The 22,754-nt window shown below is 65.6% G+C and carries 19 protein-coding genes; 15 read left to right on the forward strand and 4 right to left on the reverse strand.

What is annotated here, in order from left to right; translation table 11 throughout:
* Window positions 1-11: 11 nt before the first annotated feature.
* Window positions 12-1,748 carry a sensor histidine kinase gene (locus CYJ10_RS00670; protein ID WP_101679661.1) on the forward strand — a complete coding sequence of 579 codons (1,737 nt, stop codon included), beginning with the start codon at window positions 12-14 and terminating at the stop codon, window positions 1,746-1,748.
* A 76-nt stretch (window positions 1,749-1,824) separates the two neighbouring features.
* On the opposite strand, the gene CYJ10_RS00675 is transcribed toward CYJ10_RS00670, so the two are convergent.
* Window positions 1,825-2,328, reverse strand: a complete 504-nt coding sequence (locus tag CYJ10_RS00675; RefSeq protein ID WP_101679662.1) for an SET domain-containing protein — start codon at window positions 2,326-2,328, stop codon at window positions 1,825-1,827.
* A 976-nt stretch (window positions 2,329-3,304) separates the two neighbouring features.
* On the opposite strand from CYJ10_RS00675, the gene CYJ10_RS00680 reads away from it, so the two are divergent.
* The 3 genes from CYJ10_RS00680 to CYJ10_RS00695 all read left to right on the forward strand — a co-directional run bounded on the left by CYJ10_RS00680 (window position 3,305) and on the right by CYJ10_RS00695 (window position 5,720).
* Window positions 3,305-3,583: an HU family DNA-binding protein gene (locus CYJ10_RS00680; protein ID WP_101679663.1), complete on the forward strand. Its 279-nt coding sequence runs from the start codon at window positions 3,305-3,307 to the stop codon at window positions 3,581-3,583.
* A 239-nt stretch (window positions 3,584-3,822) separates the two neighbouring features.
* Window positions 3,823-4,809, forward strand: a complete 987-nt coding sequence (locus CYJ10_RS00690; RefSeq protein ID WP_101679664.1) for a DUF2272 domain-containing protein — start codon at window positions 3,823-3,825, stop codon at window positions 4,807-4,809.
* A gap of 140 nt (window positions 4,810-4,949) precedes the next feature.
* Entirely contained in the window at window positions 4,950-5,720 is a 771-nt protein-coding gene (locus CYJ10_RS00695) for an aquaporin (protein WP_101679665.1), read from the forward strand.
* Here CYJ10_RS00695 and CYJ10_RS00700 read toward each other — a convergent pair.
* On the reverse strand, window positions 5,704-7,440 hold the full coding sequence (locus CYJ10_RS00700) for a carbohydrate porin (protein WP_101679666.1): 1,737 nt from the start codon (window positions 7,438-7,440) through the stop codon (window positions 5,704-5,706). The genes CYJ10_RS00695 and CYJ10_RS00700 overlap by 17 nt on opposite strands.
* A gap of 348 nt (window positions 7,441-7,788) precedes the next feature.
* Here CYJ10_RS00700 and CYJ10_RS00705 point away from each other — a divergent pair, with 348 nt between their 5' ends.
* The 4 genes from CYJ10_RS00705 to CYJ10_RS00720 all read left to right on the forward strand — a co-directional run bounded on the left by CYJ10_RS00705 (window position 7,789) and on the right by CYJ10_RS00720 (window position 12,700).
* Entirely contained in the window at window positions 7,789-8,928 is a 1,140-nt protein-coding gene (locus CYJ10_RS00705; protein WP_101679667.1) for a TRAP transporter substrate-binding protein, read from the forward strand.
* Between the two features lie 141 nt (window positions 8,929-9,069).
* Complete coding sequence (gene rarD / locus CYJ10_RS00710; protein WP_101679668.1) at window positions 9,070-9,975, forward strand: EamA family transporter RarD; 906 nt, start codon at window positions 9,070-9,072, stop codon at window positions 9,973-9,975.
* A 116-nt stretch (window positions 9,976-10,091) separates the two neighbouring features.
* Window positions 10,092-11,264, forward strand: coding sequence for a DNA polymerase IV (gene dinB / locus CYJ10_RS00715; protein WP_101679669.1), 1,173 nt, complete (start codon window positions 10,092-10,094; stop codon window positions 11,262-11,264).
* A 239-nt stretch (window positions 11,265-11,503) separates the two neighbouring features.
* Window positions 11,504-12,700, forward strand: coding sequence for an MFS transporter (locus CYJ10_RS00720; protein WP_101679670.1), 1,197 nt, complete (start codon window positions 11,504-11,506; stop codon window positions 12,698-12,700).
* A gap of 19 nt (window positions 12,701-12,719) precedes the next feature.
* Here the strand turns inward: CYJ10_RS00720 and CYJ10_RS00725 are convergent, their stop codons facing one another.
* Window positions 12,720-13,412 (reverse strand): aspartate/glutamate racemase family protein, encoded by a 693-nt coding sequence (locus CYJ10_RS00725; RefSeq protein WP_101679671.1) that lies wholly within the window; start codon window positions 13,410-13,412, stop codon window positions 12,720-12,722.
* Between the two features lie 171 nt (window positions 13,413-13,583).
* On the opposite strand from CYJ10_RS00725, the gene CYJ10_RS00730 reads away from it, so the two are divergent.
* Complete coding sequence (locus CYJ10_RS00730; protein ID WP_101679672.1) at window positions 13,584-15,404, forward strand: diguanylate cyclase; 1,821 nt, start codon at window positions 13,584-13,586, stop codon at window positions 15,402-15,404.
* A 33-nt stretch (window positions 15,405-15,437) separates the two neighbouring features.
* Here the strand turns inward: CYJ10_RS00730 and CYJ10_RS00735 are convergent, their stop codons facing one another.
* A complete protein-coding gene (locus tag CYJ10_RS00735) occupies window positions 15,438-15,932 on the reverse strand; it encodes a hypothetical protein (protein ID WP_101679673.1) in 495 nt (164 codons plus the stop codon).
* A gap of 468 nt (window positions 15,933-16,400) precedes the next feature.
* Between CYJ10_RS00735 and CYJ10_RS00740 the strand changes: the two genes are divergently transcribed.
* From CYJ10_RS00740 to CYJ10_RS00765, 6 genes are all read left to right on the forward strand, one after another.
* A complete protein-coding gene (locus CYJ10_RS00740) occupies window positions 16,401-17,369 on the forward strand; it encodes a Bug family tripartite tricarboxylate transporter substrate binding protein (protein WP_101679674.1) in 969 nt (322 codons plus the stop codon).
* Window positions 17,370-17,706: 337 nt separating this feature from the next.
* Complete coding sequence (locus tag CYJ10_RS00745) at window positions 17,707-18,180, forward strand: tripartite tricarboxylate transporter TctB family protein (protein WP_101679675.1); 474 nt, start codon at window positions 17,707-17,709, stop codon at window positions 18,178-18,180.
* A gap of 25 nt (window positions 18,181-18,205) precedes the next feature.
* Complete coding sequence (locus CYJ10_RS00750; RefSeq protein WP_101679676.1) at window positions 18,206-19,720, forward strand: tripartite tricarboxylate transporter permease; 1,515 nt, start codon at window positions 18,206-18,208, stop codon at window positions 19,718-19,720.
* Window positions 19,721-19,861: 141 nt separating this feature from the next.
* On the forward strand, window positions 19,862-20,275 hold the full coding sequence (locus CYJ10_RS00755) for a PaaI family thioesterase (RefSeq protein WP_101679677.1): 414 nt from the start codon (window positions 19,862-19,864) through the stop codon (window positions 20,273-20,275).
* Window positions 20,276-20,289: 14 nt separating this feature from the next.
* Window positions 20,290-21,183, forward strand: a complete 894-nt coding sequence (locus tag CYJ10_RS00760; RefSeq protein ID WP_101679678.1) for a patatin-like phospholipase family protein — start codon at window positions 20,290-20,292, stop codon at window positions 21,181-21,183.
* Window positions 21,184-21,254: 71 nt separating this feature from the next.
* Window positions 21,255-22,736 carry a dihydrolipoyl dehydrogenase family protein gene (locus tag CYJ10_RS00765; protein WP_101679679.1) on the forward strand — a complete coding sequence of 494 codons (1,482 nt, stop codon included), beginning with the start codon at window positions 21,255-21,257 and terminating at the stop codon, window positions 22,734-22,736.
* Window positions 22,737-22,754 lie beyond the last annotated feature (18 nt).

Below are 22,754 nucleotides of genomic sequence, written 5' to 3' on the forward strand. Positions count from 1 at the left end.
CCTGACCCGCCATGTGGCCGCGTTCGCAATCTTCTTCTGCCCCGCCTGGCGATGCGAGCGCCACGGGCAAGCGCACACGCGGCGGTCGCAGCCGTGGCGGCGCGGCGGCACGCGGCACATCGAACCCAAGCCTGCGCATCCACCTGCTGCGCGCGCTGGCCACGCCGCTATTTGCGTTGGTGCTGACCAGCGGATCGCTGTCGTACTGGCTGGCGGCGCACTACACCACGCAGGTCTTTGATCGCGCGCTCTATGGCGTGGCGAACAACATCGCCCAGCAGATCCGCATTGCCGGCCCGCGGCTGGAGCAGGACATCCCGATCATCGCCCAGACGCTGGTCGAGGCCGAGGGCACCGACCGCATCTACTGGCGCATCCACGGTCCCGATGGGCTGATCGGCGGCATGGACACCTGGCTGGGCTACGGCACCGGCCAGACCTCGCTGCACGACGCCCGGCTGTTCTACGCGTGGTTCAGCGGCCGCCAGGTACGCGCCGTGCGCCTGCCGGTGAGCCTGCCCAGCCCGGCCTCCGACGAACTGGCGACATCGCCCACCGAGGCACAGCTGCCGCGCGGACCGATCGTGGTCGAGGTGGCCGAACTGCTCGACCGCCGCGAAACGGCTGCCAACGAGATTCTGCTGTCGGTATCGGTGCCGCTGATCCTGCTGCTGCTGGTGGGTAGCCTGATCCTGTCGCACGTGCTCAAGGAAGAGCTGGTGCCGCTGCAGATCCTGACCGACAAGCTGAACCGCCAGACGGCGCGGTCGCTGGCGGCGCTGGACGAGACCCAGGTGCCGGCCGAGGTGGAGCCGCTGATCCGCGCCCTGAACGCGTTGCTGTCGCGGCTGCGCGACGCCCTGGATGCCCAGCGCAAGTTCATCGCCGATGCCGCCCACCAGCTACGCACGCCGCTGACGGCCGTGAAGCTGCACGCCGACCGCGCGGTGGAAGCCGATTCACTCGATGTGGCGCGTCATGCGCTGCGCGAGGTGCAGACCGCCGCCGACCGCGCCGTGCGGCTGTCGAACCAGCTGCTGTCGCTGGCACGCGCCGAACCCGGCCTGTCGCTGGAACGGCTGGGCCCGGTCGAACACTTCGACCTGGCGGAACTGGCTTTCGAGATTGGCGCGGAATGGGTGCCCCAGGCTCTGGCGCGGCGCGTGGACCTGGGTTTCGAGGTCCTGCCCGGCCCCACGTTCACCGGCGGCGCCCCGGCCGTCGTGCGCGGCAACCGGCTGCTGATGCGCGAAGCGCTGTCCAACCTGATCGATAACGCAGTGAAGTACGTGCCGGCCGGTGGACGCATTACCGTGCGCGCTGGCGGCGAGGCCATGGGCCACCGCGGCATGGCCGTGGTGATGGTGGAAGACAACGGACCGGGCATTCCGCCAGCCCGACGCGAGGAAGTCTTCAAGCGCTTCTTCCGCGGCGATCACACGCCCGGCACGCCTGCCCTGCAGGCGTCACCGGGCGGGGCCGGCCTGGGGCTGGCCATCGTTCACGAAATCATCACCCTGCACCAGGGCACGATCCGCATCGAGGATGTGCCGGCGGCGGCGCCTGCACCGGTCGCGGCGGCCATGGCCGGGGGTCCGGACGATGGCGCGGGAATAGCCTTGGCGAATGCCGCTCAGGCCTCGGCATTACCGGAATCGCCGGAACTGGCCGATGCGCCGGCTCGCCGCGCGTCGATGCGCTTTGTGATCCGGATCCCGTGCGAGGCACCCGGCACCACGTCGGCCTGATCCGCCTGAACGCCTGATCCCCTGGACCTGGGTACGCCGGCCAGGTCGATGACTGGGCCGACCTTTATGGCTTGGCCTACCTTTCCTTGGGCGCCAGCATCGTGCCGCGGCACTTCGGGCTGCCGCAACGGCACTCGTATTCCTTCTTCAGCTTCTTCGTATAGCGTGCGTCAATGACCAGGCCGTAGTCATAGAACAGCTCTTCGCCCTCTGCGATATTGCGCAGCGCATGGATGAAGACGCGGCCCTTCTTCTCGCGCGCCTCGCAGTTGGGCTCGCAGGCGTGGTTGATCCAGCGCGCACGGTTGCCGCCGAACTTGGCATCGATGACGTTGCCGTCGTCCAGGCTGAAATAGAACGTATGGTTCGGGTCCGTCGGATCGTGCGGATGGCGCTTCAGCGCTTCCTTCCAGGAAATGTGCTCGCCCTTGTATTCGACCACCCGCTCGCCCTCGGCAATCGCGCCAACCGCGTAGACGCCCTTGCCATGTACGCCCGACTGGCGCACCTCGATGCGATCGCTGGCGGTCTTCTTCTTGCCAGCCTTCAGTTCCTTGGCGTCCTTGGCCTTGTCCGACATTCTGATATTCCTGCGGTGGTGGGCCGGTCCAGTCCGGCGCGAACCGGATGATACCCGTGCGGCTGTGTCAGGTATACGCATCATCGGCCGAGCCAACCCGGACACGTTTACCGCGCCCATCGACGTATACCGGGATGCTGCCGATGTGGATAACCCGGGTCATTTTTGTGGATAAGCGCATGGGTTTGATGTGGGCTGCCTGGGGCTGGCATGGGGAACGTATACGAACAACTTGGCAGGTATACGCCGTTCATCCCATCCCGAAGGATGAGTCATCCACGCGGGCCAACATTCCATCCCTGTGCTTTCGGTATACGTAAACGCTTGATCCGTTTGACGTATACGGGGTTATCCACAGAAACAGGGGTCGTTTACCTATCACTACTATCTGTATACATGAAAGAAAGATGTAAACCATACGCAGGAGGACGGTCGCCGGGACGTATACGCCAAAGACGCCGGGGTGGAACCGGCACTGCTGTCCTCCATCGCCATTTGCAGTCGCGATGAAAAAACAGGCACCGTCCCGGCGAAGGTGCGAGGCGGGTTCGCGGTATACGTCGGCCCGCCCGCCACCCCATACGCTCCCTGCCGTGCAGAAGCCCGTATACGGCCCTGCCAAGCCGTATACGCGTCACGACATCCCGGAGGCCGTGCAGACGCCCTGAACGCGTCCTGGGGCGTATACGCGGTTCCTGTGGCGTTTACGGCGGTTGGGTGCCCAGAAGGCTACCGGTGCGTATACGGGGCCTATGCCGACGCCTCTGCCGGCATTTCTCTTGCTCGCCATTCCTGTAAAAAACCCGCCAACCTTGACCTGGCGCGGCCTGCGCGCCGAGGGCCGGTAACAAACTGTTCCCGGTGCGGCGTGTCCGACACGGTATGATGTGGCCCGCGGCGTCTTTGCCGGGGCGGCTTCCAGCCAAGCCTCCCGGCCCGGACGTCAGTGTTTTTTCAACTCGATACGGAGTGAAGCATGACGAAAACTGAACTGATCGACGCGATCGCAGCTGGCGTGGACGGTCTGACCAAAGCCAAGGCCGAGCAGGCCCTGAACGTGACCCTGACCGCCATCATGGATGCCGTGGCCAAGGGCGAGACCCTGAGCCTGATCGGCTTTGGTACCTTCAGCAAGGGCGAACGTGGCGAGCGCATGGCCCGCAACCCGCGCACCGGCGAAGAAATCAAGGTGGAAGCTGCGAAGACCGTGAAGTTCAAGGCAGGTCAGAAGTTCAAGGACGCCGTCAACCAGTAATGCCGACGGGCAAGCTTTTCGCCCGGTTCGCATGACCCCGCCGTGCTGCCGCCAGAGCCCGAAAGCGGCGCAGGTGCGCAGCGCGCGGGGACGTTATCCACACCATTTTCCCCCTAGCTCCGCGTGGAGAATCGCACAGCCGGCCGGGCCACTTCACAGGCCTGCGGCAACCACGCGAAAATGTCATCCACGCTTGGCTGATCAAGGCCTTGCGCGAGATCAGGAATCACGAGCCTGACATGCCGTTCCGCTTGCCGCAGCGCACATCTCCACAGCCTTATTCACAGCGCTTTCCACACAAACGTCCACAGCATTCTCCACAGGCGCGCACGCGTACCTGGCAGGGGCTGATGGCGGTGGTGGCGCTGGCCGTTCTGTGCGGTTGCAGCACCTCGCCGCCGCGTCCTGCCCGCCCACAGGCGGTGCCCTTGCCCGACTACGAGCGCGTGGCCACGCCGCCTGGTGCCACGGCGCGTGAACGGGTTGTCGATATTGCCCTGCAGGAATGGCGCAAGTGGGGCAGCCAGGTGGTGCGCATCGGCCGTGACGATTCGGCGTGTGTCACCCAGAGCCCTCTGCCCGCCCCGACGGCGGCGCTGCCGGGCAATGGCGCTGGCGCCAACGGCGCGACGGTTCAGCCGTCGGCCGACGTCGACATGGAAGAGGATGGGGACAGCCAGTGCTTGCGCTTCCCCGACGGCACCGGCATGGAAGCCACGCCCCAGGGGTGCCGGATGGCCCAACGCTACTGGGGCATCGTGGGCGAGGCGCCGGACTGCCGCCAGGTCACCCAGGGCGCGTGGGCATGGTCGGCAGTGTTCATTTCGTGGGTAATGCGCAAGGCTGGGCTCGATAACGACCAGTTCCTGACGGGGCAGTCGCATTCGATGTACGTGGTGGACGCCCGCGATGGCATCCTGCCGCGCCCCGCCTTCCACGTGGAGCCTGTGCCCGGTCTGCCGCGCCCCGGCGACATGATCTGCGCGGGCCGCGGACGCGACAAATACCTGTCCGATCCGTCCGAAATTGGCTTCGGCACGACGCCCATGCACTGCGACATCGTGGTCGAAGTGGATCGCGCTGCCAACGTGGTCAAGGCGATCGGCGGCAATGTCCAGCAATCGGTGTCGATGGATGTGATCGACCTGAACGACGCTGGCCAGCTCGACGGCTTCACGAATTCGCACATGCCGTGGCTGCTGATCCTGCGCAACGACCTGCAGTAAATACGACAGTAAATGCAGCAATAACTGCCGCCGCCGCGCCGATTCGGTACCGGCGGTAGTTTCTCAACATCGCCCCGTTGCATTGACGGGGATTCCCCCGCCGCGAAACACTGCGCGATCGTATTTCGACGATCTTTCGCATGTCCGCTGTCGCGCCCTCTTCCTCTCCGTCCGTCCCGAATTCCACCCCCGACATCGCGCGCCGCCTGGTGGCCGAAGCACTGGGTACGGCCCTGCTGGTGGCAATCGTGGTCGGATCCGGCATTCGCGCGGAACGGCTGGCCGCCGGCGATACCGCGCTGGCCCTGCTCTGTAACGCGCTGGCCACCGGAGCCGGCCTGGTGGCGCTGCTGGTATCGCTGGGCCCGGTGTCCGGGGGGCACTTCAACCCGGTGGTCAGCTTGTCGAACCTGATCCAGGGCCGGCTTTCGCCACGCGAAGCGGCAGGCTATGTGCTGGTGCAGTTGATAGGTGCCACGCTGGGTGTGATGGCCGCGCATGCCATGTTCGGCCTGCCCGCGCTGTCGCTGTCGACGCAGGCGCGCACCGGCGTGCCGATGTGGTGGAGCGAATGCCTGGCGTCGTTCGGCCTGATCGGCCTGGGTATCGCCACGGGGCGGTCGCGGCCTGGGCTGCTGCCGTTTGTCGTGGCCGGCTATATCACCGCCGGCTACTGGTTCACGTCGTCGACATCCTTCGCGAATCCAGCGTTGACGCTGGCCTGTGCGCTGACCGATACGTTCACAGGTATTCGTATGATGGATGTTCCGGCGTTCGTTTTGGCTCAGATATTTGGTGCCATGAATGCAACGCTGCTATTCCACTGGCTGTGCCCGCCGTTGTCGACGGGGCCGGCGCCGATGTCCAGGCGGAGCTGGAAAGGCCGTGCCGGGCTTACCAGCGCCGATTGAGCTGTACGCCGAAGATCGAGCCGCTGGTCTGCGACGCCCAGGCATCGGCAGGCGCGGCGAAGGTGATGCCGTCCACGTCGTTGGCGCGGCTGTAGGTATAGAACGCCCGCAGGTTGGCATTGCCGGCGGATTTGCCCAGCGTCAGCGTGGGCGCGACCGTGACGGCCGTGCGCTGGCCGCCCACGCCAAACCCCGACGAAATCTGGTCGTGCGCCACCTCGAAGGTCAGCTTGAACTGGTCATTGGCCACGAAGGCCGGACGCACGCGCGTGGCGGCCCATTGCAGCGTGCCGATGCCGGATCGATCAAGCTGCAGGCTCGACTCCACCGAACCGGCCAGACCCGACCGGCCCTTCCATTCCATCGATTCCGAAACGCGAACCCGCGACAGTTCGCTGCCCATGCCCGAATAGCCGGTCATGGCCATTCGCGAGCCCTGCCCGTACTGGAACCCCAGGCGATTGGTGCCGAACAGCACGCCCTTTTGCTCATGCATGGCCGAAGCCCACCAGGCGCTGCCGGTATCCTCGATTTGCGACAGCGGTTCGACCCGCGTGAAGCCCACCCGTACCGAACCCTTGCTATTGGTGTCGATCGGGGCCGACAGCACCGAGTGATAGCTGGGAAGCTTGGCGCCATTTAGGTCGTTACGCGCCGTGTATTGATAACTCACTCCGAAATCGCCAAGTTTGGCGTTATCGATGCCGAAACGCATCGACGGCGAGTTTGGCGGCAGCAGCCCGGATGACATCAGGAACGGATTGCTGTCACGGCGCCCCGCCCAGACACTGGCGCCGTCGAGGACGGTCATTCCTGACAGGCCACTGACCGACGTATAGAAATTCGGCACCAGCGCGTACGGATCCACGGCAGCGGCATTGCCGTTGACCGACGTGGCATTGGTGCCCTTGGCTTGGGCGACGAGCTGGACCTGCGCGCCGCCGCCGATATCCGCCACCGATTCGCGAATCTTGACCTCGCCCGAACTGGTGCAGGCCAGGCCCTGCCCAAACCCCGCCGATGGCGTGCCGCCGCCCGGACACGCGCGCTGTGTGCCGGAACGGTCTTCCACCGCCGCGCGGCCGCTATAGCCGAGTCGCCAAACCGAATCGCCAGCGGGATTGTCAGCCGGAAGTTGCGAACGCAGCACTGGCGGCGCGTCGGATGGCGTCTCCGGTGTGATGTCGGCGTTTTCCGGGTTGCGCGCCGCGCTGGGGGTGTCGGGCTGCGGCAGGGCCGGGAATTCGCCAAGCCGATGCGGAAACAGCACCACCGGCGGCGGCGGTGGGGGTGGCGGCGCCAGCGAATCGGGCGGACCGACGAAATCGGGATTCTCGTTGAGCGGCGCCTGGGCGACCGTGGCGGCGCCCTCGGCGGTGCTGGCAGCGCCGGCGGCCTCGCTGGTCTCGGCTGCTACGGCCGTGGCGGCAGGCGCAGCCTTCCGGGCCTCCGCGGTGTCGGCCGCACTGGCCGACTGGATCAGGTCTGCCAGCGGATCGGCGGCCGCAGCCGTGGGTACGCTGGCGGGGGCTGCGGCGGGCACGGCACCTGCTGCCACGGCGGACGTCACCGGCGGGGTCGTGCTTTCCGCAATGAGCGGCGGGGGTGCTACCGAAGTGCCTGTCTGCGCGCATGCGCTGACCCCCCAGGCAGCCAGGACGGCAAAAGCCAGGCGGCGACGGGCAAACAGGCGGGAGGGAAGCAGTACGGATTGCAGCATGAACACAACAAGGGCCGGCGTGGACGAACTCCGGGGGGGAGGGCTCAGTTTTTATCAGGCGAACTTTTTGACCGCAAGCCGGGTTACAAAATCCCGCGACGGCGTCACAAAGCGTTGGAAATGCGTCTGAATTCCCACATTGCGGAACACGCGCCGCACCGGTTCGGAGCATGCTTGGGCACCGTGGCAAAACCGTTGCAGAAGTGCTGAATTCCTAGCGAAAACCCCCATCCTGAAGGGCGTCCGTGCTGAAAACGCCACCGCTATAATCGACCGACCTGTCTACCGGGCAACACATATCGGGTGCAAGGCAGTCACGCATACATATCTATAAAAGAGGAGATGTCCATGGAACGTCGTTCCTTCCTGTTGAAGGCTTCGGCCGTAGCAGCCACGGGTGCGCTTGCCGCCTGCGGCAAGGAAGACAAGCCCGCGGCCCCGGCCGCATCGGCCAGCGCCCCGGGCGCGCCCGCCGTGGTCGGCAGCAATCCGGCGGTGGAATGGCGCCTGGCGTCCAGCTTCCCGAAGTCGCTCGACACCATCTATGGCGCGGCCGAACTGCTGAGCCAGCGTGTGAAGGAACTGACCGACGGCAAGTTCAACATCAAGGTGTTTGCCGCTGGCGAAATCGTGCCGGGCCTGCAGGTGCTGGACGCCGTGCAGAACCAGACCGTGCAGATCGGCCACACGGCCGGCTACTACTACTTCGGCAAGAACCCGACGCTGTGCTTCGACACGACGATTCCGTTCGGCCTGACCGCTCGCCAGCAGAACGCCTGGATGATGCAGGGCAACGGCATGAAGCTGATGCGCGAGTTCTTCAAGGAATACAACGTCGTCAACTTCATGGGCGGCAACACCTGCGCCCAGATGGGCGGCTGGTTCCGCAAGGAAATCAAGACCGTGGCCGACCTGCAGGGCCTGAAGTACCGCGTGGCCGGATTTGCCGGCGTGGTGCTGTCGCGCCTGGGCGTGGTGCCGCAGCAGATTGCCGGCGGTGACATCTACCCGGCGCTGGAAAAGGGCACGATCGACGCGGCCGAATGGGTGGGCCCGTACGACGACGAAAAGCTCGGTTTCTACAAGGTGGCGCCGTACTACTACTACCCGGGCTGGTGGGAAGGCAGCGCGCAGCTGTCGTTCTACGCGTCGCAACCCGAGTACGACAAGCTGCCGGCACTCTACAAGCGTGCGCTGGAAACGGCCACCATCGAGGCGCACACCAACATGATGGCCAAGTACGACACCGTGAACCCGCAGGCGCTGGCCCGCCTGCTGGAAAACGGCGTGAAGCTGCGTCCGTTCTCGAAGGAGATCATGGAAGCCTGCTTCAAGGCCACGCAGGAAGCGTACGCCGACGAAAGCGCCAAGAACCCGTCGTTCAAGAAGATCTTTGACGACTGGCGCGTGTTCCGCAACAACGAGGCCGCCTGGTTCAGCGTGGCCGAGCAGGCATTCTCGCAATTCAGCTACGCGCGCAAGCTGTAAGCGGCAAGCCTTTCTGGCCGTTCGGCCAGTCCGGCCCTTCGCAAAGCCCGGCTCCGGCCGGGCTTTTTCATGGCGCCACACGTCTGCCCACACCCGGTAGAATCCGCCCCACAACCGGACTTCTACCCGGAACACTCCCCCATGCAACTCGGTATTCTCTACGCCCTGCTGGCGTACATCGTCTGGGGCCTGCTGCCCCTCTACATCAAGTCCCTGCACGGCGTGGCGCCGCTGGAAATCCTGTTGCACCGCATGGTGTGGTCGCTGGTATTCCTGGGGGCAATACTGTTGTGGCGCCGTCATTTCGGCTGGCTGCGCGAAGTGGCGGCCAATCCGCGCCTGATCCTGAACTTCGCGGCCAGTGCGGGCTTGCTGTGCTGCAACTGGTTCCTCTATATCTGGGCGGTGTCGGCCGATCGCGTGGTCGATGCCAGCCTGGGCTACTTCATCAATCCGCTGTTCAGCGTGCTGCTGGGCGTGCTGCTGCTGCATGAGCGGCTGCGTCCGGGCCAGTGGCTGTCGATCGCCATTGCCGCCGCCGGTGTGCTCTGGCTGACGTGGTCGGCCGGACAACTGCCCTGGATCGCGCTGGGGCTGGCAGCGTCGTTTGGCGGCTATGGGCTGCTGCGCAAGACCGGCGCGCTGGGCGCGCTCGAAGGTCTGTCGCTGGAAACGCTGATCCTGTTTCCGCTGGCGGCCGCGGCCCTGGGCTTCCTGATAGTGACCGGGCAAGACACCACGCGCGGCGCAGCCACGGGTACGCAGATCCTGCTGCTGCTGGCCGGCCCGGTCACGGCGGTGCCGCTGCTGTTCTTTGCGGCGGGTGCGCGCCGCATCCCGCTGTCGCTGCTTGGCCTGCTGCAGTACGCGGGGCCGACGATCCAGCTGCTCCTTGGCATCTGGCTGTACCACGAGCCGTTTCCGGCCCAGAAGCAGATTGGCTATGCGCTGATCTGGATGTCGCTGGCGATCTACGCGGCCGAGGGTTTGCTGGTCAGCCGCCTGAGTACGAAGCGAAATATCAACACGAAAAATGAGACGGCGTAAAAAATATCAGTAACTATCCGTCATGAGAATATTTGTGGCGGCCCATCCCTATTCCGGATTCCAGGTCGCCACACTATACTGTACGTTTATACAGTATCGATCGCCCCTCTTCGCTCATGCCCCCGAACGCCCCCCGGCGCATTGCCCATCTCGACATGGACGCGTTCTACGCCTCGGTGGAACTGCTGCGCTATCCGGACCTGCGTGGGCAGGCGGTGGTGATCGGCGGCGGCCGCAATGCGGTGCCGGAGGTGCTGCCCGATGGTTCGCGCCGCTATGCGCGGCTGCGCGATTACGTAGGGCGTGGCGTCGTCACTACTTCCACCTACGAGGCCAGGGCTCTGGGCGTGTTCTCGGCCATGGGCATGATGAAGGCCGCCAAGCTGGCCCCCGACGCGATCCTGCTACCGACTGACTTCGACGCCTACCGGCGCTACTCCGGGTTGTTCAAGGCAGCCGTCAGATCATTCACTGGAAAAATAGAAGATCGCGGTATCGATGAGATATATATCGATCTGGGTGATATTGAAGGCGAGCCGCATGCGGTTGCCGGCCGCATCAAGGCCGCCGTCCACGAAGCCACGGGCCTGACATGCTCGATCTGCGTGGCCCCCAACAAGCTGCTGGCCAAAATTGGCTCCGAACTCGACAAGCCGAACGGGCTGACCATCCTGACGCCCGCCGATATCCCCACGCGCATCTGGCCGCTGGCGGCCCGCAAGGTCAACGGCATCGGTCCCAAGGCCGCGGAAAAACTGCAGGCCATCGGCATCGATACCGTGGGCGATCTGGCCGAGGCCGACCTGGCGCTGCTGCAGGCCCATTTCGGCCGCAATTACGCGGGCTGGCTGGTGGAAGTGGCCCATGGCCGCGACGAACGCCAGGTGGTGGTCAGTTCCGAACCGAAGTCGATGAGCCGCGAAACCACGTTCGAGCGCGATCTGCACCCGCGCACCGACCGCCCGGTGCTGTCGGAACAATTCACCAAGCTCTGCATGCGCGTGGCCGACGACCTGCGGCGCAAGGGGTACGTGGGCCGCACGGTGGGCATCAAGCTGCGCTTTGACGATTTCCACACCGTGACCCGCGACCTGACGATGACGGCCCATACCGCCGATGGCGCGATGATCCGGCGCGGTGCCACCGAATGCCTGAAGCGTATCCCGCTGGAACGGCGCATCCGGCTGCTGGGCGTGCGCGTCAGCGCCCTGCTGCCGGCGGCCGAGCAAGGCGACGATCCCGCGCCGGTGCAGGAGGAATTCCGCTTCGAGGACGACGCCGAAGGCTGAGCGGCGCTCATCCGCGCCCCACCTTCCGACAGTGCCGACGGCTTCCGCATCGTCCGGCGCAAACCGGACCCGAAAAAGTGGCGAAAGCGCTATAAAAGCGCGACGAAAGCGCGGGGAGCGCCTCAAAGCGCCCAAAAACCCCCGTGTCATACGGTCCTATCTATCTCCCGGTAGAATCGGCGGCTTCGACGGGCGTCGACGCAGAACGCCCCGCCCCACCCTCCGCCCACGCGCGCCCCATGACCCCATCCGTCGCCACCGCCCAACGTACCGCCGCCCCGGCCGCCTGGATCACGCCCCTGCTGGCCGTGGCCTGCGGCATGATCGTCGCCAACCTGTATTACGCGCAGCCGCTGGTCGGCCCGATCGCACTTGCGCTGGGGCTGTCGCCGGAAATCGCCGGCCTGATCGTGACGCTGATCCAGATCGGCTACTGCGTGGGCCTGCTGTTGCTGGTGCCGCTGGGCGATATCGTCGAGAACCGCAAGCTCGTGCTGACGCTGGTGGGCGGCTGCGCGGTGGCCCTGCTGGCGGCTGCGCTGGCCACGCATGCGAGCGTGTTCCTGGTGGCGGGCTGCGCCATCGGACTGTGCTCGGTGGCCGTGCAGGTACTGGTGCCGTTCGCGGCGCACCTGGCGCCCGAGCATGCGCGTGGTCGCGCGGTCGGCAATGTCACCAGCGGGCTGCTGATGGGCATCATGCTTGCGCGGCCGGTGTCGAGCCTGGTGTCCGACCTGTTTGGCTGGCACGCGATCTTCGCGGCGTCGGCCGTGGCGATGGTGCTGCTCGGCATCGTGCTGGCGCGCAAGCTGCCCCAGCGCCGGCCCGCGCCCGGCGTCAACTACATCCAGATGCTTGGCTCGATGAGCCATCTGCTGCGTACCCAGCCGGTGCTGCGCCGCCGTGCCGCCTACCAGGCCGCCATGTTCGGCGTCTTCAGCCTGTTCTGGACCACCACGCCGCTGTACCTGGCCGGGCCCGCCTTCCACATGTCGCAGACCGGCATCGCGATCTTCGCGCTGGTGGGCGTGGCCGGCGCCATTGCCGCGCCCATGGCGGGCCGCTACGCCGACCGTGGGCACAGCCGGCAGATGACCGCGCTGGCGCTTGTGCTGGGCGCGGCATCGTTCCTGCTGAGCCGGGTGGGTACGGAGGGCTCGCTGCTGTCGTTGCTGTCGCTGACGGTGGCGGCCGTGCTGCTCGACTTCGCGGTGTCGACCAATCTGGTGATCGGCCAGCGCGCGATCTTCTCGCTGTCCGATGAACACCGCAGTCGCCTCAACGGCCTGTACATGGCCATCTTCTTCGTGGGCGGCGCCATCGGATCGTCGGTGGGCGCGTGGGCCTATGCGCGCGCCGGCTGGCCGCTGGCCAGCTGGATCGGCTTCGCCCTGCCTGCCATCGCGCTGCTGTACTTCCGCACGGAACGTCGTTGATCGTCCAAATTTAAGGGGACTACCGGGCCACCGCGCGCCGCAATGCCGCGCGGGCCAGCAGGCGGGTCGAGTCGAGCGTCGGCAACGACGAATTGCCGTCGTCGATGATCAGCGGAATCTCGGTGCAGCCCAGCACCACGGCGTCGCAACCGTTGTCCCGCAGGTCATCGATCACGCGCTGGAACGTGGCCACCCCTTGCGGCGTGGCGATGCCGGGGACCAGCTGGTTCATGATCACGTGGTCGATCAATACGCGGTCTTCCACCGGCGGTCTCACCGCTTCCAGCCCCCGTGCGGCTAGCGCCGCCGGGTAGACCTCGCCGTCCACCAGCCACCGTGTGCCGGTGATGCCCAGCCTGCGGAAACCACGTGCCACTGCGGCATCGGCCACCACCTCTGCAATATGAAGCCATGGCAGCGGCGACGTAGGCCGCACCAGATCCAGCGCCGCGTGGATCGTGTTGTCGGGGCAGATCACGAAATCGGCGCCAGCCGCTGCCAGCTTGTATGCCGAGCGCAGCATCAGGTTCGCTACGCCCTGCAGGTCGCCGCGCTCCAGGCACGCCACATAGGCGGCAAGCGATTGCGTATGCATCGTAATTTCCGGATGTCCGTGCGGGCCAAGGTAGCCGGCACCTTCCATGCAGATCGTGCGATAGCACAATGCCGCGCCTTCGGCGGAACAGGCCGCGATGCCGATGTGCTGTGGCATGAGAAATCCCCCAGGATGATTGCAAGACTTTCATGATGGCATGCGCCGCGCGGCTGCACTACACTGAGCCGGCGCGCCACGCCGTGGCGAGGCCGCCGTCGATTTTGCAGGCGAAAGTCGCCGTTTCACGACCCGTCCCCCGAGGGCGGGCTTTGCCGGGGGAGACGTTCGATGTCATGGCGCAAACTGCTGCCGCGGCCGCGCTGGCTGCCCCGGGCGGCGCTCATGCACCCGCACCGCGTGGTGATCGTCGGCTTTGGCCTGGCGATGCTGCTGATGCTCATCGTGGGCGCGCGCGACCTGTACCTGTTGCGCGAACGTGTCCTGTCCTCGCGTCAGCACGAACTCACACTGCGCGCGCTTGGCGGCGAGGCGGTCTTTGCCGCCGAACGATCCAAGCTCATCTTCGTGCGCGACTACGCGCAGCAACTGATCACCCTCTACGACAGCGGCGCGGCGCAGACCGATCCTGCCGTGGAGCGCGCCTTCGCGCAGCGCAACGATCGCATCTGGCAGATGGACGTGCCGCTTGGCGATTCTCCAGTGATCGGCACGGCGCCGGCGCTGCTCGACGAACTGGAAGGCTTCCAGCGGCGCGACGCCGACCTGCGCGCGGACCTGTACGCGGCGCGCCAACTGAGCCACGTGCTGGGCCTGAGCCTGCGCCTTCGCGATGGCGAGGATGCCAACGGCACGGTGAGCTATATCTCCAGCAACGGGCTCTACGTCACCTACCCCCCGCTGGCGCTGGACAAGGCGCCGGCGCTCTTCAAGCGGTTCAGTCATATCTCGTATTACCGCGATATGCTGCCCGAGCGCGACGCCGCTCGCGATATTCGCTGGACCCGTGTCTACACGCAATTTGAAAGCACGCAGTTGCGTACCACGCTGAGCATTCCGGTCTATGTGGCAGACCGCTTTCGCGGTGTGGTGGCCGTGGATGTGGAACTGTCGCGCCTGCGCGACCTGATCGGCGTGCCGGAAGACGCCGGCACCACGCGGTTCCTGATGGACTATCGCGGCGGCATCATCGCGTCGAGCCAGCACAACGTGCGCATCGACATGCGCTGGCCCGACGATGTGGGCCCCGCCTGGCGCGGGGTACCGCCACAGGAACTGTTCCAGTCAGGCGCCGGCATACGGCACGTGGATGACCAGTACCTGATCTACCAGCCGGTGGGCCAACGCGGAAACTGGCTGATGGTGGAGACCTTCAGCAATACCGATGTGTGGCGCGCGGTCCTGCAACGCACCAGCACCCCGCTGCTGTCGATCTGGCTGGCGCTGCCGCTGCTGATGTTCATCACGCTGCGCGTGGTGACGCTGCTGTTCCGCCACTACGTGGCAGCCGGCGAGACACTGCAGCGGCTGGCCGAAACCGATCCGCTCACCGCACTGGCCAATCGCCGGCATTTCGGCGAGGCGTTCGCGCGGGAATCGGCACGGCGGCAGCGCGAACGCGGGTCCGCGGCGAGGGACGACGGCGCTACCGATGGCGGCCCGGTTGATGCATCCACAGCTTCACCGCTGTCGATGCTGATGATCGATATCGATTTCTTCAAACGTGTGAACGATCGCTGGGGCCATGCCAGCGGCGACCACGTGCTGGTGGCGCTGGCCGATGTGCTGCGCCGGAACCTGCGCGAGGTGGACTTGCCCGCCCGGCTGGGCGGCGAAGAATTTGCGGTGCTGCTGCCGCAGACCACGCTGGCCGATGCCATGGCGACCGCCGAACGGTTGCGTGCCGCCGTGCAGGGCACGGCCGTGGCACCGGCGCCCGATGCGCCGCCGCCCGGAGAGGGCGACGGACCCATTCACTTCACTGTATCAATTGGCGTCGCAGAAGCCGAGAGCGACGATTGCCGGACACTCGATGCCATGCTGGCGACGGCCGACCGCCGTCTATATGCCGCCAAGCAAGCGGGCCGTAACCAGGTGTGCGCGGCTGATGCGCCGGCCGGCAATACTGTGGCGCCAACTGTCCAGGGATAAGGCAGTTCATGGACGTCTCCTTCGCGCGATTGCCTAGCGCAACAGGAATGCGATGTCGTCGGCCGTGATGACCGAAACCGGAATGCCCTTGCGGCGCTGGAACAGGATGTGCTGCTGCACGCGGCTGCGCTGCTCGGCAAACGTGGCGGGGTCGATCGGCGTGCCGGCCCGCGCGTAGTGTTGCACCAGCAACTTGTAGGCGCGATGCCGGATCTGCAGCGTCTCGTTGTCGGCGCGCAGGCGCTGCCATTCGGCGGGGCTCAGGTCCAGTGTGTGATTGAGCTCGTCGACGGTACGCGCGTGCAAGTCACGATACATGTCGCGCTCGGCTTCCGCGCGATGCAGCTCGTCACGCAGCGCCATGATCTTGTGTTGCAGCTTGAGCGTCTGCCCCACGGCCGCCTGCATGCCCTTGGCCGCTTCCAGCGCCTGGTTGGCGGCAGCAACGGTGCTTTTCCACAGGCCGCGGTCGGCCCCTGCGTCGAGTTCCGGCGGCCAGCCGTCCGACGCCTTGATCGTTGTATCCATGATTGACCCCTGAGACTTCTTTTTTGTCACTTCACCCGAAAACCGAAAAAGACCGGATATCCCGAATCGGCCAGCGCCTCGTTGTGCGATGGTCCATGTCATCTGTTTTTCATTCTCTGGCTGCCGTGCCGCAACTGCTGCGCGAGGCCGTCGGTGCGGCAGGCAACTGAGTCAAATCGTAGTGAGATGTCTGACCTGAGCCAAGTCAAAGATGTGCAGATCTGATCTGGCAGATGCAACGATGCCAAAAAACGACAGGCGACCGGTCCGCCGAGGACGGAAGACAGGCAGACAAAGCAGACAACACCACGTAAACCCCGAGCTTCAAGCAGTCGTTTTGACAGGGTTTTGACAGTTTCACGATTCTAGAATTCGGGCCATGGCTACTGCTGTCTCTTTGTGGATGGTGGTCAATAGCCAGAAACCTAAAAGCACAACCCAACATTCCAATAAGACAGGAGACACGCGATGCCTCGCATGCTTGCCCGCTTTACCCATGTCTTCGCCGCTTCGGCCGCGCTGGCTGCTGCCGTGATGGCCGCGCCCGCCTATGCCGTCGACAACCTCAAGGTCATGATTGGCGCCAACCCCGGCGGCGGCTACGACCAGACCGGCCGCTCGATCGGCGCGGCCATGGTGGCGGCTGGTACGGCCAAGACGGCTTCGTATGACAACAAGGGCGGTGCGGGCGGCACCATCGGCCTGACGCAGTTCGTGAACAGCGACAAGGCCAACCCGAACGCGCTGATCGTGACGGGCGCCGTGATGGTCGGTGCCATTGAGACCAACCACCCGCCGGTGACGCTCAAGAACGCCACGCCGATCGCGCGCCTGTTCGCCGACACGATGGTGATCACGGTGCCGGCCAGCTCGCCGATCAAGTCGATGAAAGACCTGACCACGCAGCTCAAGGCCAATCCGGGCAGCGTCAGCTGGGGCGGCGGTTCCAAGGGTTCGATCGACCACATCCTGGCCGGCCTGATCGCCAAGGACATCGGCGTGGATCCGAAGAAGATCAACTACGTGCCGTTCCAGGGCGGTGGAGAGGCCTCGGCGTCGATCCTGGGTGGCCACGTGACCGTGGGCATCGCTGGCGTGTCGGAATTCCTGCCGTTCATCAAGACCGGCAAGATGCGCGCCCTGGCCGTGACGTCGAAGGACCGCACCGCCGACATCCCGACTTTGAAGGAACAGGGCATCAATGTCGAAATCTACAATTGGCGTGGTGTGTACGGCGCGCCCGGCATCACCGCCGACCAGCGCAAGGCCATGATCGACGCCGTGGTGAAGGGCACCGAGAACCAGGTCTGGAAGGATGCGCTGCAGAAGAACGACTGGACGCCGTTCCTGCTGACCGGAGATGAATTCGGCAAGTTCGTGGAAGCCGAGTCCACCCGCCTGGGCGCCACGCTGCGCGAACTGGGCGTAGCGAAGTAAAGCGCCCCCGGAGGACCGGGCATACGCCACGCCGCATCGGCAATACCGCTTCGGTCCCACGTTTCGACAGCCGGTGGCAATCGCCACCGCTGCCGTCAGCCAAGTAGTAGAAATACGAAAAAGTAGTACGAGACAGCAGTACGAGAAGTCGTTACCCAAGTCGCGGAAGTTAGCTTCACCCTGTCGTTCCCGCCCGGCTGCCGATCCGTGATCGGCGTGCACGGAGGACGGCACGGGGCCCCGGTGCCGCCATCACCTGCGCAACACCGAAAACCAGACCAATAACGTCACCGGGCCCCGTGACCGCGCGGGTGGCAGGACCATCCGAGAGCCCCACATGAAACCATCCCACGTATCCATCGGCGTCGCCATCCTGGCGTTGTCCGTGTTCTTCCTTGCCGGCATACCGGGCATTTCGGGCGACGAGGGCTATGCCGGCCTGTCGCCGCGCTTCGTGCCCACGCTGGTGACCATCGGCCTGGCTGTCTGCGGCGCGCTGCTGCTGTGGCAGGGCGTGCGCGGCGGCTTCAAAAACATGCCCGAGGAAGACGCCGAACTGCCTTCGGCGCCGCACAACCTCAAGGGCTTCCTGTGGGTAGCCGTCGGCCTGGTGGCCAACATGGCGCTGATCGGCACGCTGGGCTTCGTGTTCTCGTCCACGCTGATGATGGTATGCGTGGCGCGCGGCTACGGCAGCCGCCGCATCGTGCGCGACGCGCTGATCGGCCTGGTGCTGACGCTGCCGATGTGGGCGCTGTTCGATTTCCTGCTCGGCATCAACCTGCCGCTGCTGCCCGTCGCGGGCTTCTGATCCACGCCCTACGGGAGACACTGACATGGATACCCTGAACCAGCTGATGCACGGCTTTGCCGTGGCCATCACGCCAATCAACCTAATGTGGGCCCTGGTGGGCTGCTTCCTGGGCACCGCCATCGGCGTGCTGCCCGGCATTGGTCCGGCCCTGACCGTGGCCATGCTGTTGCCGCTGACGGCCAAGGTGGAACCCACCGCCGCGCTGATCATGTTCGCCGGCATCTACTACGGCGCAATGTATGGCGGATCGACTACGTCGATCCTGATGAACACGCCGGGTGAATCGTCGACGATGGTCACCGCGATGGAAGGCAACCTGATGGCCAAGAACGGCCGTGCCGGCCCCGCGCTGGCCACGGCCGCGATCGGGTCGTTCGTGGCCGGCACGATCGCCACGGTGCTGCTGTCGATGTTCGCGCCGGTGGCGGCCGACGTGGCGCTGCAGTTCGGGCCGGGCGAGTACTTCATGATCATGCTGCTGGCGTTCACCACGGTGTCGGCCGTGCTGGGTTCGTCGCTGCTGCGCGGCATGACCAGCCTGTTCCTGGGCCTGGGCATCGGCCTGATCGGCATGGATTCGCTGTCGGGCCAGACGCGCTATTCGATGAACATCCAGGAGCTGTACGACGGCGTGGACATCGTCGTGGTGGCTGTGGGCCTGTTTGCCGTGGGCGAGGCGCTGTTCAATGCGTTCTTCCCGCAGCCGGAGGGCACGGTCAACATGCTCAGTTCGGTGCACATGAACAAGTCCGACTGGAAGCGGTCGGTGCCGGCCTGGATCCGCGGCACGATCATCGGCTTTCCGTTTGGCCTGATCCCGGCCGGCGGCGCCGAGATCCCGACCTTCCTGTCGTACGCCACCGAGAAGAAGCTGTCGAACCACAAGGCGGAGTTCGGCAAGGTGGGCGCCATCGAAGGCGTGGCCGGCCCGGAGGCCGCCAACAACGCGGCGGTGACGGCCACGCTGGCCCCGCTGCTGACGCTGGGCATCCCGACCTCGAACACCACGGCCATCCTGCTGGCCGCGTTCCAGAACTACAACCTGCAGCCGGGTCCGATGCTGTTCCAGACCTCGGGCGACCTGGTGTGGGGGCTGCTCGCGTCGCTGTACATCGGCAACGTGATGCTGCTGGTGCTGAACCTGCCGGCCATCGGCCTGTGGGTGCGCATGCTGCGCGTGCCGACCCCGCTGCTGTATGGCGGCATCCTGATCTTCGCGGGTCTGGGTGCGTACGGCATCCGCCAGTCGTGGTTCGACCTGTTGCTGCTGTTCGTGATCGGCCTGCTGGGCATGGCCATGCGCCGCTTCGACTTCCCGACGGCGCCGGTGATCGTCGGTCTGATCCTGGGGCCGATGGCCGAGAAGCAGCTGCGCAATGCGCTGTCGATTGGCCAGGGCGACTGGAGCCTGTTCATCAAGCAGCCGATCTCGGCCACGATCCTGGCCATGACGGTGGCCGTGGTGGTGGTGCCGCGCGTGCTGCGCTGGCACGCCAACCGCTCGACGGCACGCGCCGAGGCGGACAACGCGGCGTAAGTGGCGGCGTAGGCGGCGGTGCAAGTCCCGGTGTGAGCGGCTGCGGCCGCCATCTCCGGCACGAGGTAGGATTTCGCAGGGGGCTTCGGCCCCCTGTATCATTGGCGCAAACAACATGCCGCGCGCCGAGGAGACCGGGACGTGCCTGCCACTTTCACCATCACGGATATCGATGCCACGCTCGGACGCGTGCTGGCGCCCTGGGTGCGCCAGCTTGGCCTGCGTGCCGAGGCCGCGGACGCCACTGGCGTAACCCTGCGCCTGCCCTTCCAGGAAGCGTTTCGGCATGCCGGCGGCGTGGTCTGCGGACAGGTGCTGATGTCGGCGGCCGATACCGCGATGATCGTCGCCATCTCCGCCGCGCTGGGCGAATTCCGACCGATGACCACGGTCACGCTGACCACCAACTTCATGCGTCCCGTGATCGATGGCGACGTGCTGGTGCGCGCCAACGTGCTGCGCCTGGGCAAGACCGTGGTCTTCGGCGAGATCGCACTGACCGGCCAGGACGGCAAGCTCGCGGTGCAGGCCACCACCACTTACGCGCTGCTTTGAAATCCGTGACCACGATGTCGGCCCCCACCCCTCAACCCTTTGACCAGATCGTCTTCGCCGGCGGCGGCAACCGCTGCTGGTGGCAGGCCGGATGGTGGGATACCGTGGCGCCCGAACTGCACCTGCGGCCGCGCATCATCGCCGGCATCTCGGCGGGCGCGGCCACGGCGTGCATGGTCTACGCGCACGATTCGCACCAGACCATGGCCTATTACCGCGAGGTGCTGGCCAACAATTCGCGCAACGCCTACTGGGGCAACCTGCTGCGGCGCGAGCGCGTGTTTCCGCACTACGGCATCTATCGCAACGCCCTGCTCTCGCTGTTTGGCGATAACCGGCTGCGCCGGCTGCAGCAGGCGCCCGAGATCCGCATTGGCGTGGCGCATATCCCGCGCTGGACCGGCCCGCGCCTGGCGGTGGCCGCCGGTCTGCTGGCGTACAACATCGACAAGCATCTGCTGAAGACGCTGCATCCGCGGTTGGGCCGCAAGCTGGGTTTCCATCCCGAATTCGTGCTGGCCCAGGATTGTGGGTCGCCCGAGGATCTGGCCGATCTGCTATTGCAATCGGCGTCGACGCCGCCTTTTACGCCGGTGCTGCGTCGCAATGGCCACGCGGTGCTGGACGGCGGCCTGGTCGACAACGTGCCGGTGGACGCGCTCGATGAAACCCCGGGCAATGTCCTGGTGCTGGTGACGCGGCTATATCCGCGACCGCGCCGTTTCGTCATCGAAACGGGCGGCCAGCGCCGCCTGTATCTGCAACCATCACAACGCGTGCCGATTTCGAGCTGGGACTACACCCGGCCCGAGGCCATGACGCATGCGTATGACCTGGGCCGGCGCGACGCGGAGTCATTTCTGCGCGACTGGCCCGCCATCCAGCAGGATCTGTTGCCGGCGTCATAGCAAAAGCGCCACGTGGCGCCGGTCGATTGTTTGGCATGCGGCGATGTTGCCGCGCAGGCAAGGAGGATTGAATGACAAAGCGTCAGGCATCAACCGAAACCGCAACCCAGGCAAGGACCGTGAAGGCGCGGCGGCGCGCCAGCGAGGCCAGCGCCGAACCCGTTGTCGAACGTGTGCCGCGCAAGCGCGATGCGCGTTCCAAGGCACGCGAAGCAGACTTCGTGGTGATCGGCGCGGGATCGGGCGGCGTGGCCGCCGCGCGCCGTGCCGCGTCGCACGGGGCCCGCGTGATCCTGGTGGAGCGCGATGCCATCGGCGGCACCTGTGTCAATCGCGGTTGCGTACCCAAGAAAATGCTGTCGTATGGCGCGGGCTGGGCATCGATTCTGTCCACCTGCCTGTCGCACACGGGCGGCAAGGAAGACTGGCGCGATGCCATCGTGCGCGTGAACGCCGAGGTGGCACGGCTCAATGCGTCGTACAAGCAGCGGCTCAACGAGTCCGGCGTGGAGATCTGGCACGGCGAGGCGAGTTTCAACGAGCGCGGCCATATCGTCGTCGGCAACGAAGTCATCCGTGCCGGCAAGACGCTGATTGCAACGGGCGCCAGTCCCATCGACCTGCCGGTACCGGGCGGCGAATTGGTCAGTTCGTCGGACGACCTGTTCACATGGCAGACCGTGCCGGGCTCGATTGTCGTGATCGGCGGCGGCTATATTGCCGTGGAGATGGCATCGATCCTGTCGCGCTATGGGGTGAAGGTGGATCTGCTGGTGCGCGAAGACCGGCTGCTGCCGAAGTTCGATCACGAAATTGCCGCGGCACTCGCGGAAGCGCTGATCGCCAAGGGCATACGCATACATTTCCGCACAGAGGTCACAATGGTGTCGCAGTCGAACGGTGCATTCGACGTCTGCTATTCACAGGAAGACAATCGGGGGCGCACGCAGACCGTCCGCACCCAGGCGGTGCTGGCCGCGATTGGCCGCAAGCCGAATGTCGATGGACTAGGTCTCGATGACGTTGGCGTGAAGCGCGACAGCAAGGGTGGCATCGAGGTGGACCGGCAGTTCCGCAGCAGCGTGCGGTCGATCCACGCCATCGGCGATTGCATGGCCGACAACGTACACCTGACGCCGGTCGCCATTGCGCAAGGCCGCTGGCTGGCCGATCGGCTATTCGGCCGCCGCGGTGACATGACCGACTTCGAGTTCCTGCCCACAGCCGTTTTCTGCGAGCCCGCGATTGGCGCTGTGGGGCTGACCGAGGCCCAGGCCATCGAGGAAGCCGGTGGCAAGGCCGACCGCATCCGCACCGAGGTCAAACGTTTTGTCTCGCTGGAAAGCCGCTTCGGCGGCGTGCCGCAGCAATCGGTCTTCAAGCTCGTGTTCAACGCACGCAGTGGCCGCGTGCTGGGCGTTCATCTGATGGATGGCGCGGCGCCGGAAATCGTCCAGACGATGGCGCTGGCGCTACGGCTGGGTGCAAAGGCATCGCACCTGAAGACGACCATGCCGCTGCATCCGACCGTGGCCGAGGAACTGTTCGGCTAGCTGGTGGGCCTGGTGGAC

The organism is Cupriavidus pauculus (assembly GCF_002858765.1).
Taxonomy (GTDB): Bacteria; Pseudomonadota; Gammaproteobacteria; order Burkholderiales; family Burkholderiaceae; genus Cupriavidus; species Cupriavidus pauculus_B.

Excerpts from the sequence above, each read along its gene's own strand:
- CYJ10_RS00670 (WP_101679661.1), top strand. The coding sequence starts at position 12 with ATGTGGCCGCGTTCGCAATCTTCTTCTGCCCCGCCTGGCGATGCGAGC.
- CYJ10_RS00675 (WP_101679662.1), bottom strand. The coding sequence starts at position 2,328 with ATGTCGGACAAGGCCAAGGACGCCAAGGAACTGAAGGCTGGCAAGAAG.
- CYJ10_RS00680 (WP_101679663.1), top strand. The coding sequence starts at position 3,305 with ATGACGAAAACTGAACTGATCGACGCGATCGCAGCTGGCGTGGACGGT.
- CYJ10_RS00690 (WP_101679664.1), top strand. The coding sequence starts at position 3,823 with ATGCCGTTCCGCTTGCCGCAGCGCACATCTCCACAGCCTTATTCACAG.
- CYJ10_RS00695 (WP_101679665.1), top strand. The coding sequence starts at position 4,950 with ATGTCCGCTGTCGCGCCCTCTTCCTCTCCGTCCGTCCCGAATTCCACC.
- CYJ10_RS00700 (WP_101679666.1), bottom strand. The coding sequence starts at position 7,440 with ATGCTGCAATCCGTACTGCTTCCCTCCCGCCTGTTTGCCCGTCGCCGC.
- CYJ10_RS00705 (WP_101679667.1), top strand. The coding sequence starts at position 7,789 with ATGGAACGTCGTTCCTTCCTGTTGAAGGCTTCGGCCGTAGCAGCCACG.
- rarD (WP_101679668.1), top strand. The coding sequence starts at position 9,070 with ATGCAACTCGGTATTCTCTACGCCCTGCTGGCGTACATCGTCTGGGGC.
- dinB (WP_101679669.1), top strand. The coding sequence starts at position 10,092 with ATGCCCCCGAACGCCCCCCGGCGCATTGCCCATCTCGACATGGACGCG.
- CYJ10_RS00720 (WP_101679670.1), top strand. The coding sequence starts at position 11,504 with ATGACCCCATCCGTCGCCACCGCCCAACGTACCGCCGCCCCGGCCGCC.
- CYJ10_RS00725 (WP_101679671.1), bottom strand. The coding sequence starts at position 13,412 with ATGCCACAGCACATCGGCATCGCGGCCTGTTCCGCCGAAGGCGCGGCA.
- CYJ10_RS00730 (WP_101679672.1), top strand. The coding sequence starts at position 13,584 with ATGTCATGGCGCAAACTGCTGCCGCGGCCGCGCTGGCTGCCCCGGGCG.
- CYJ10_RS00735 (WP_101679673.1), bottom strand. The coding sequence starts at position 15,932 with ATGGATACAACGATCAAGGCGTCGGACGGCTGGCCGCCGGAACTCGAC.
- CYJ10_RS00740 (WP_101679674.1), top strand. The coding sequence starts at position 16,401 with ATGCCTCGCATGCTTGCCCGCTTTACCCATGTCTTCGCCGCTTCGGCC.
- CYJ10_RS00745 (WP_101679675.1), top strand. The coding sequence starts at position 17,707 with ATGAAACCATCCCACGTATCCATCGGCGTCGCCATCCTGGCGTTGTCC.
- CYJ10_RS00750 (WP_101679676.1), top strand. The coding sequence starts at position 18,206 with ATGGATACCCTGAACCAGCTGATGCACGGCTTTGCCGTGGCCATCACG.
- CYJ10_RS00760 (WP_101679678.1), top strand. The coding sequence starts at position 20,290 with ATGTCGGCCCCCACCCCTCAACCCTTTGACCAGATCGTCTTCGCCGGC.
- CYJ10_RS00765 (WP_101679679.1), top strand. The coding sequence starts at position 21,255 with ATGACAAAGCGTCAGGCATCAACCGAAACCGCAACCCAGGCAAGGACC.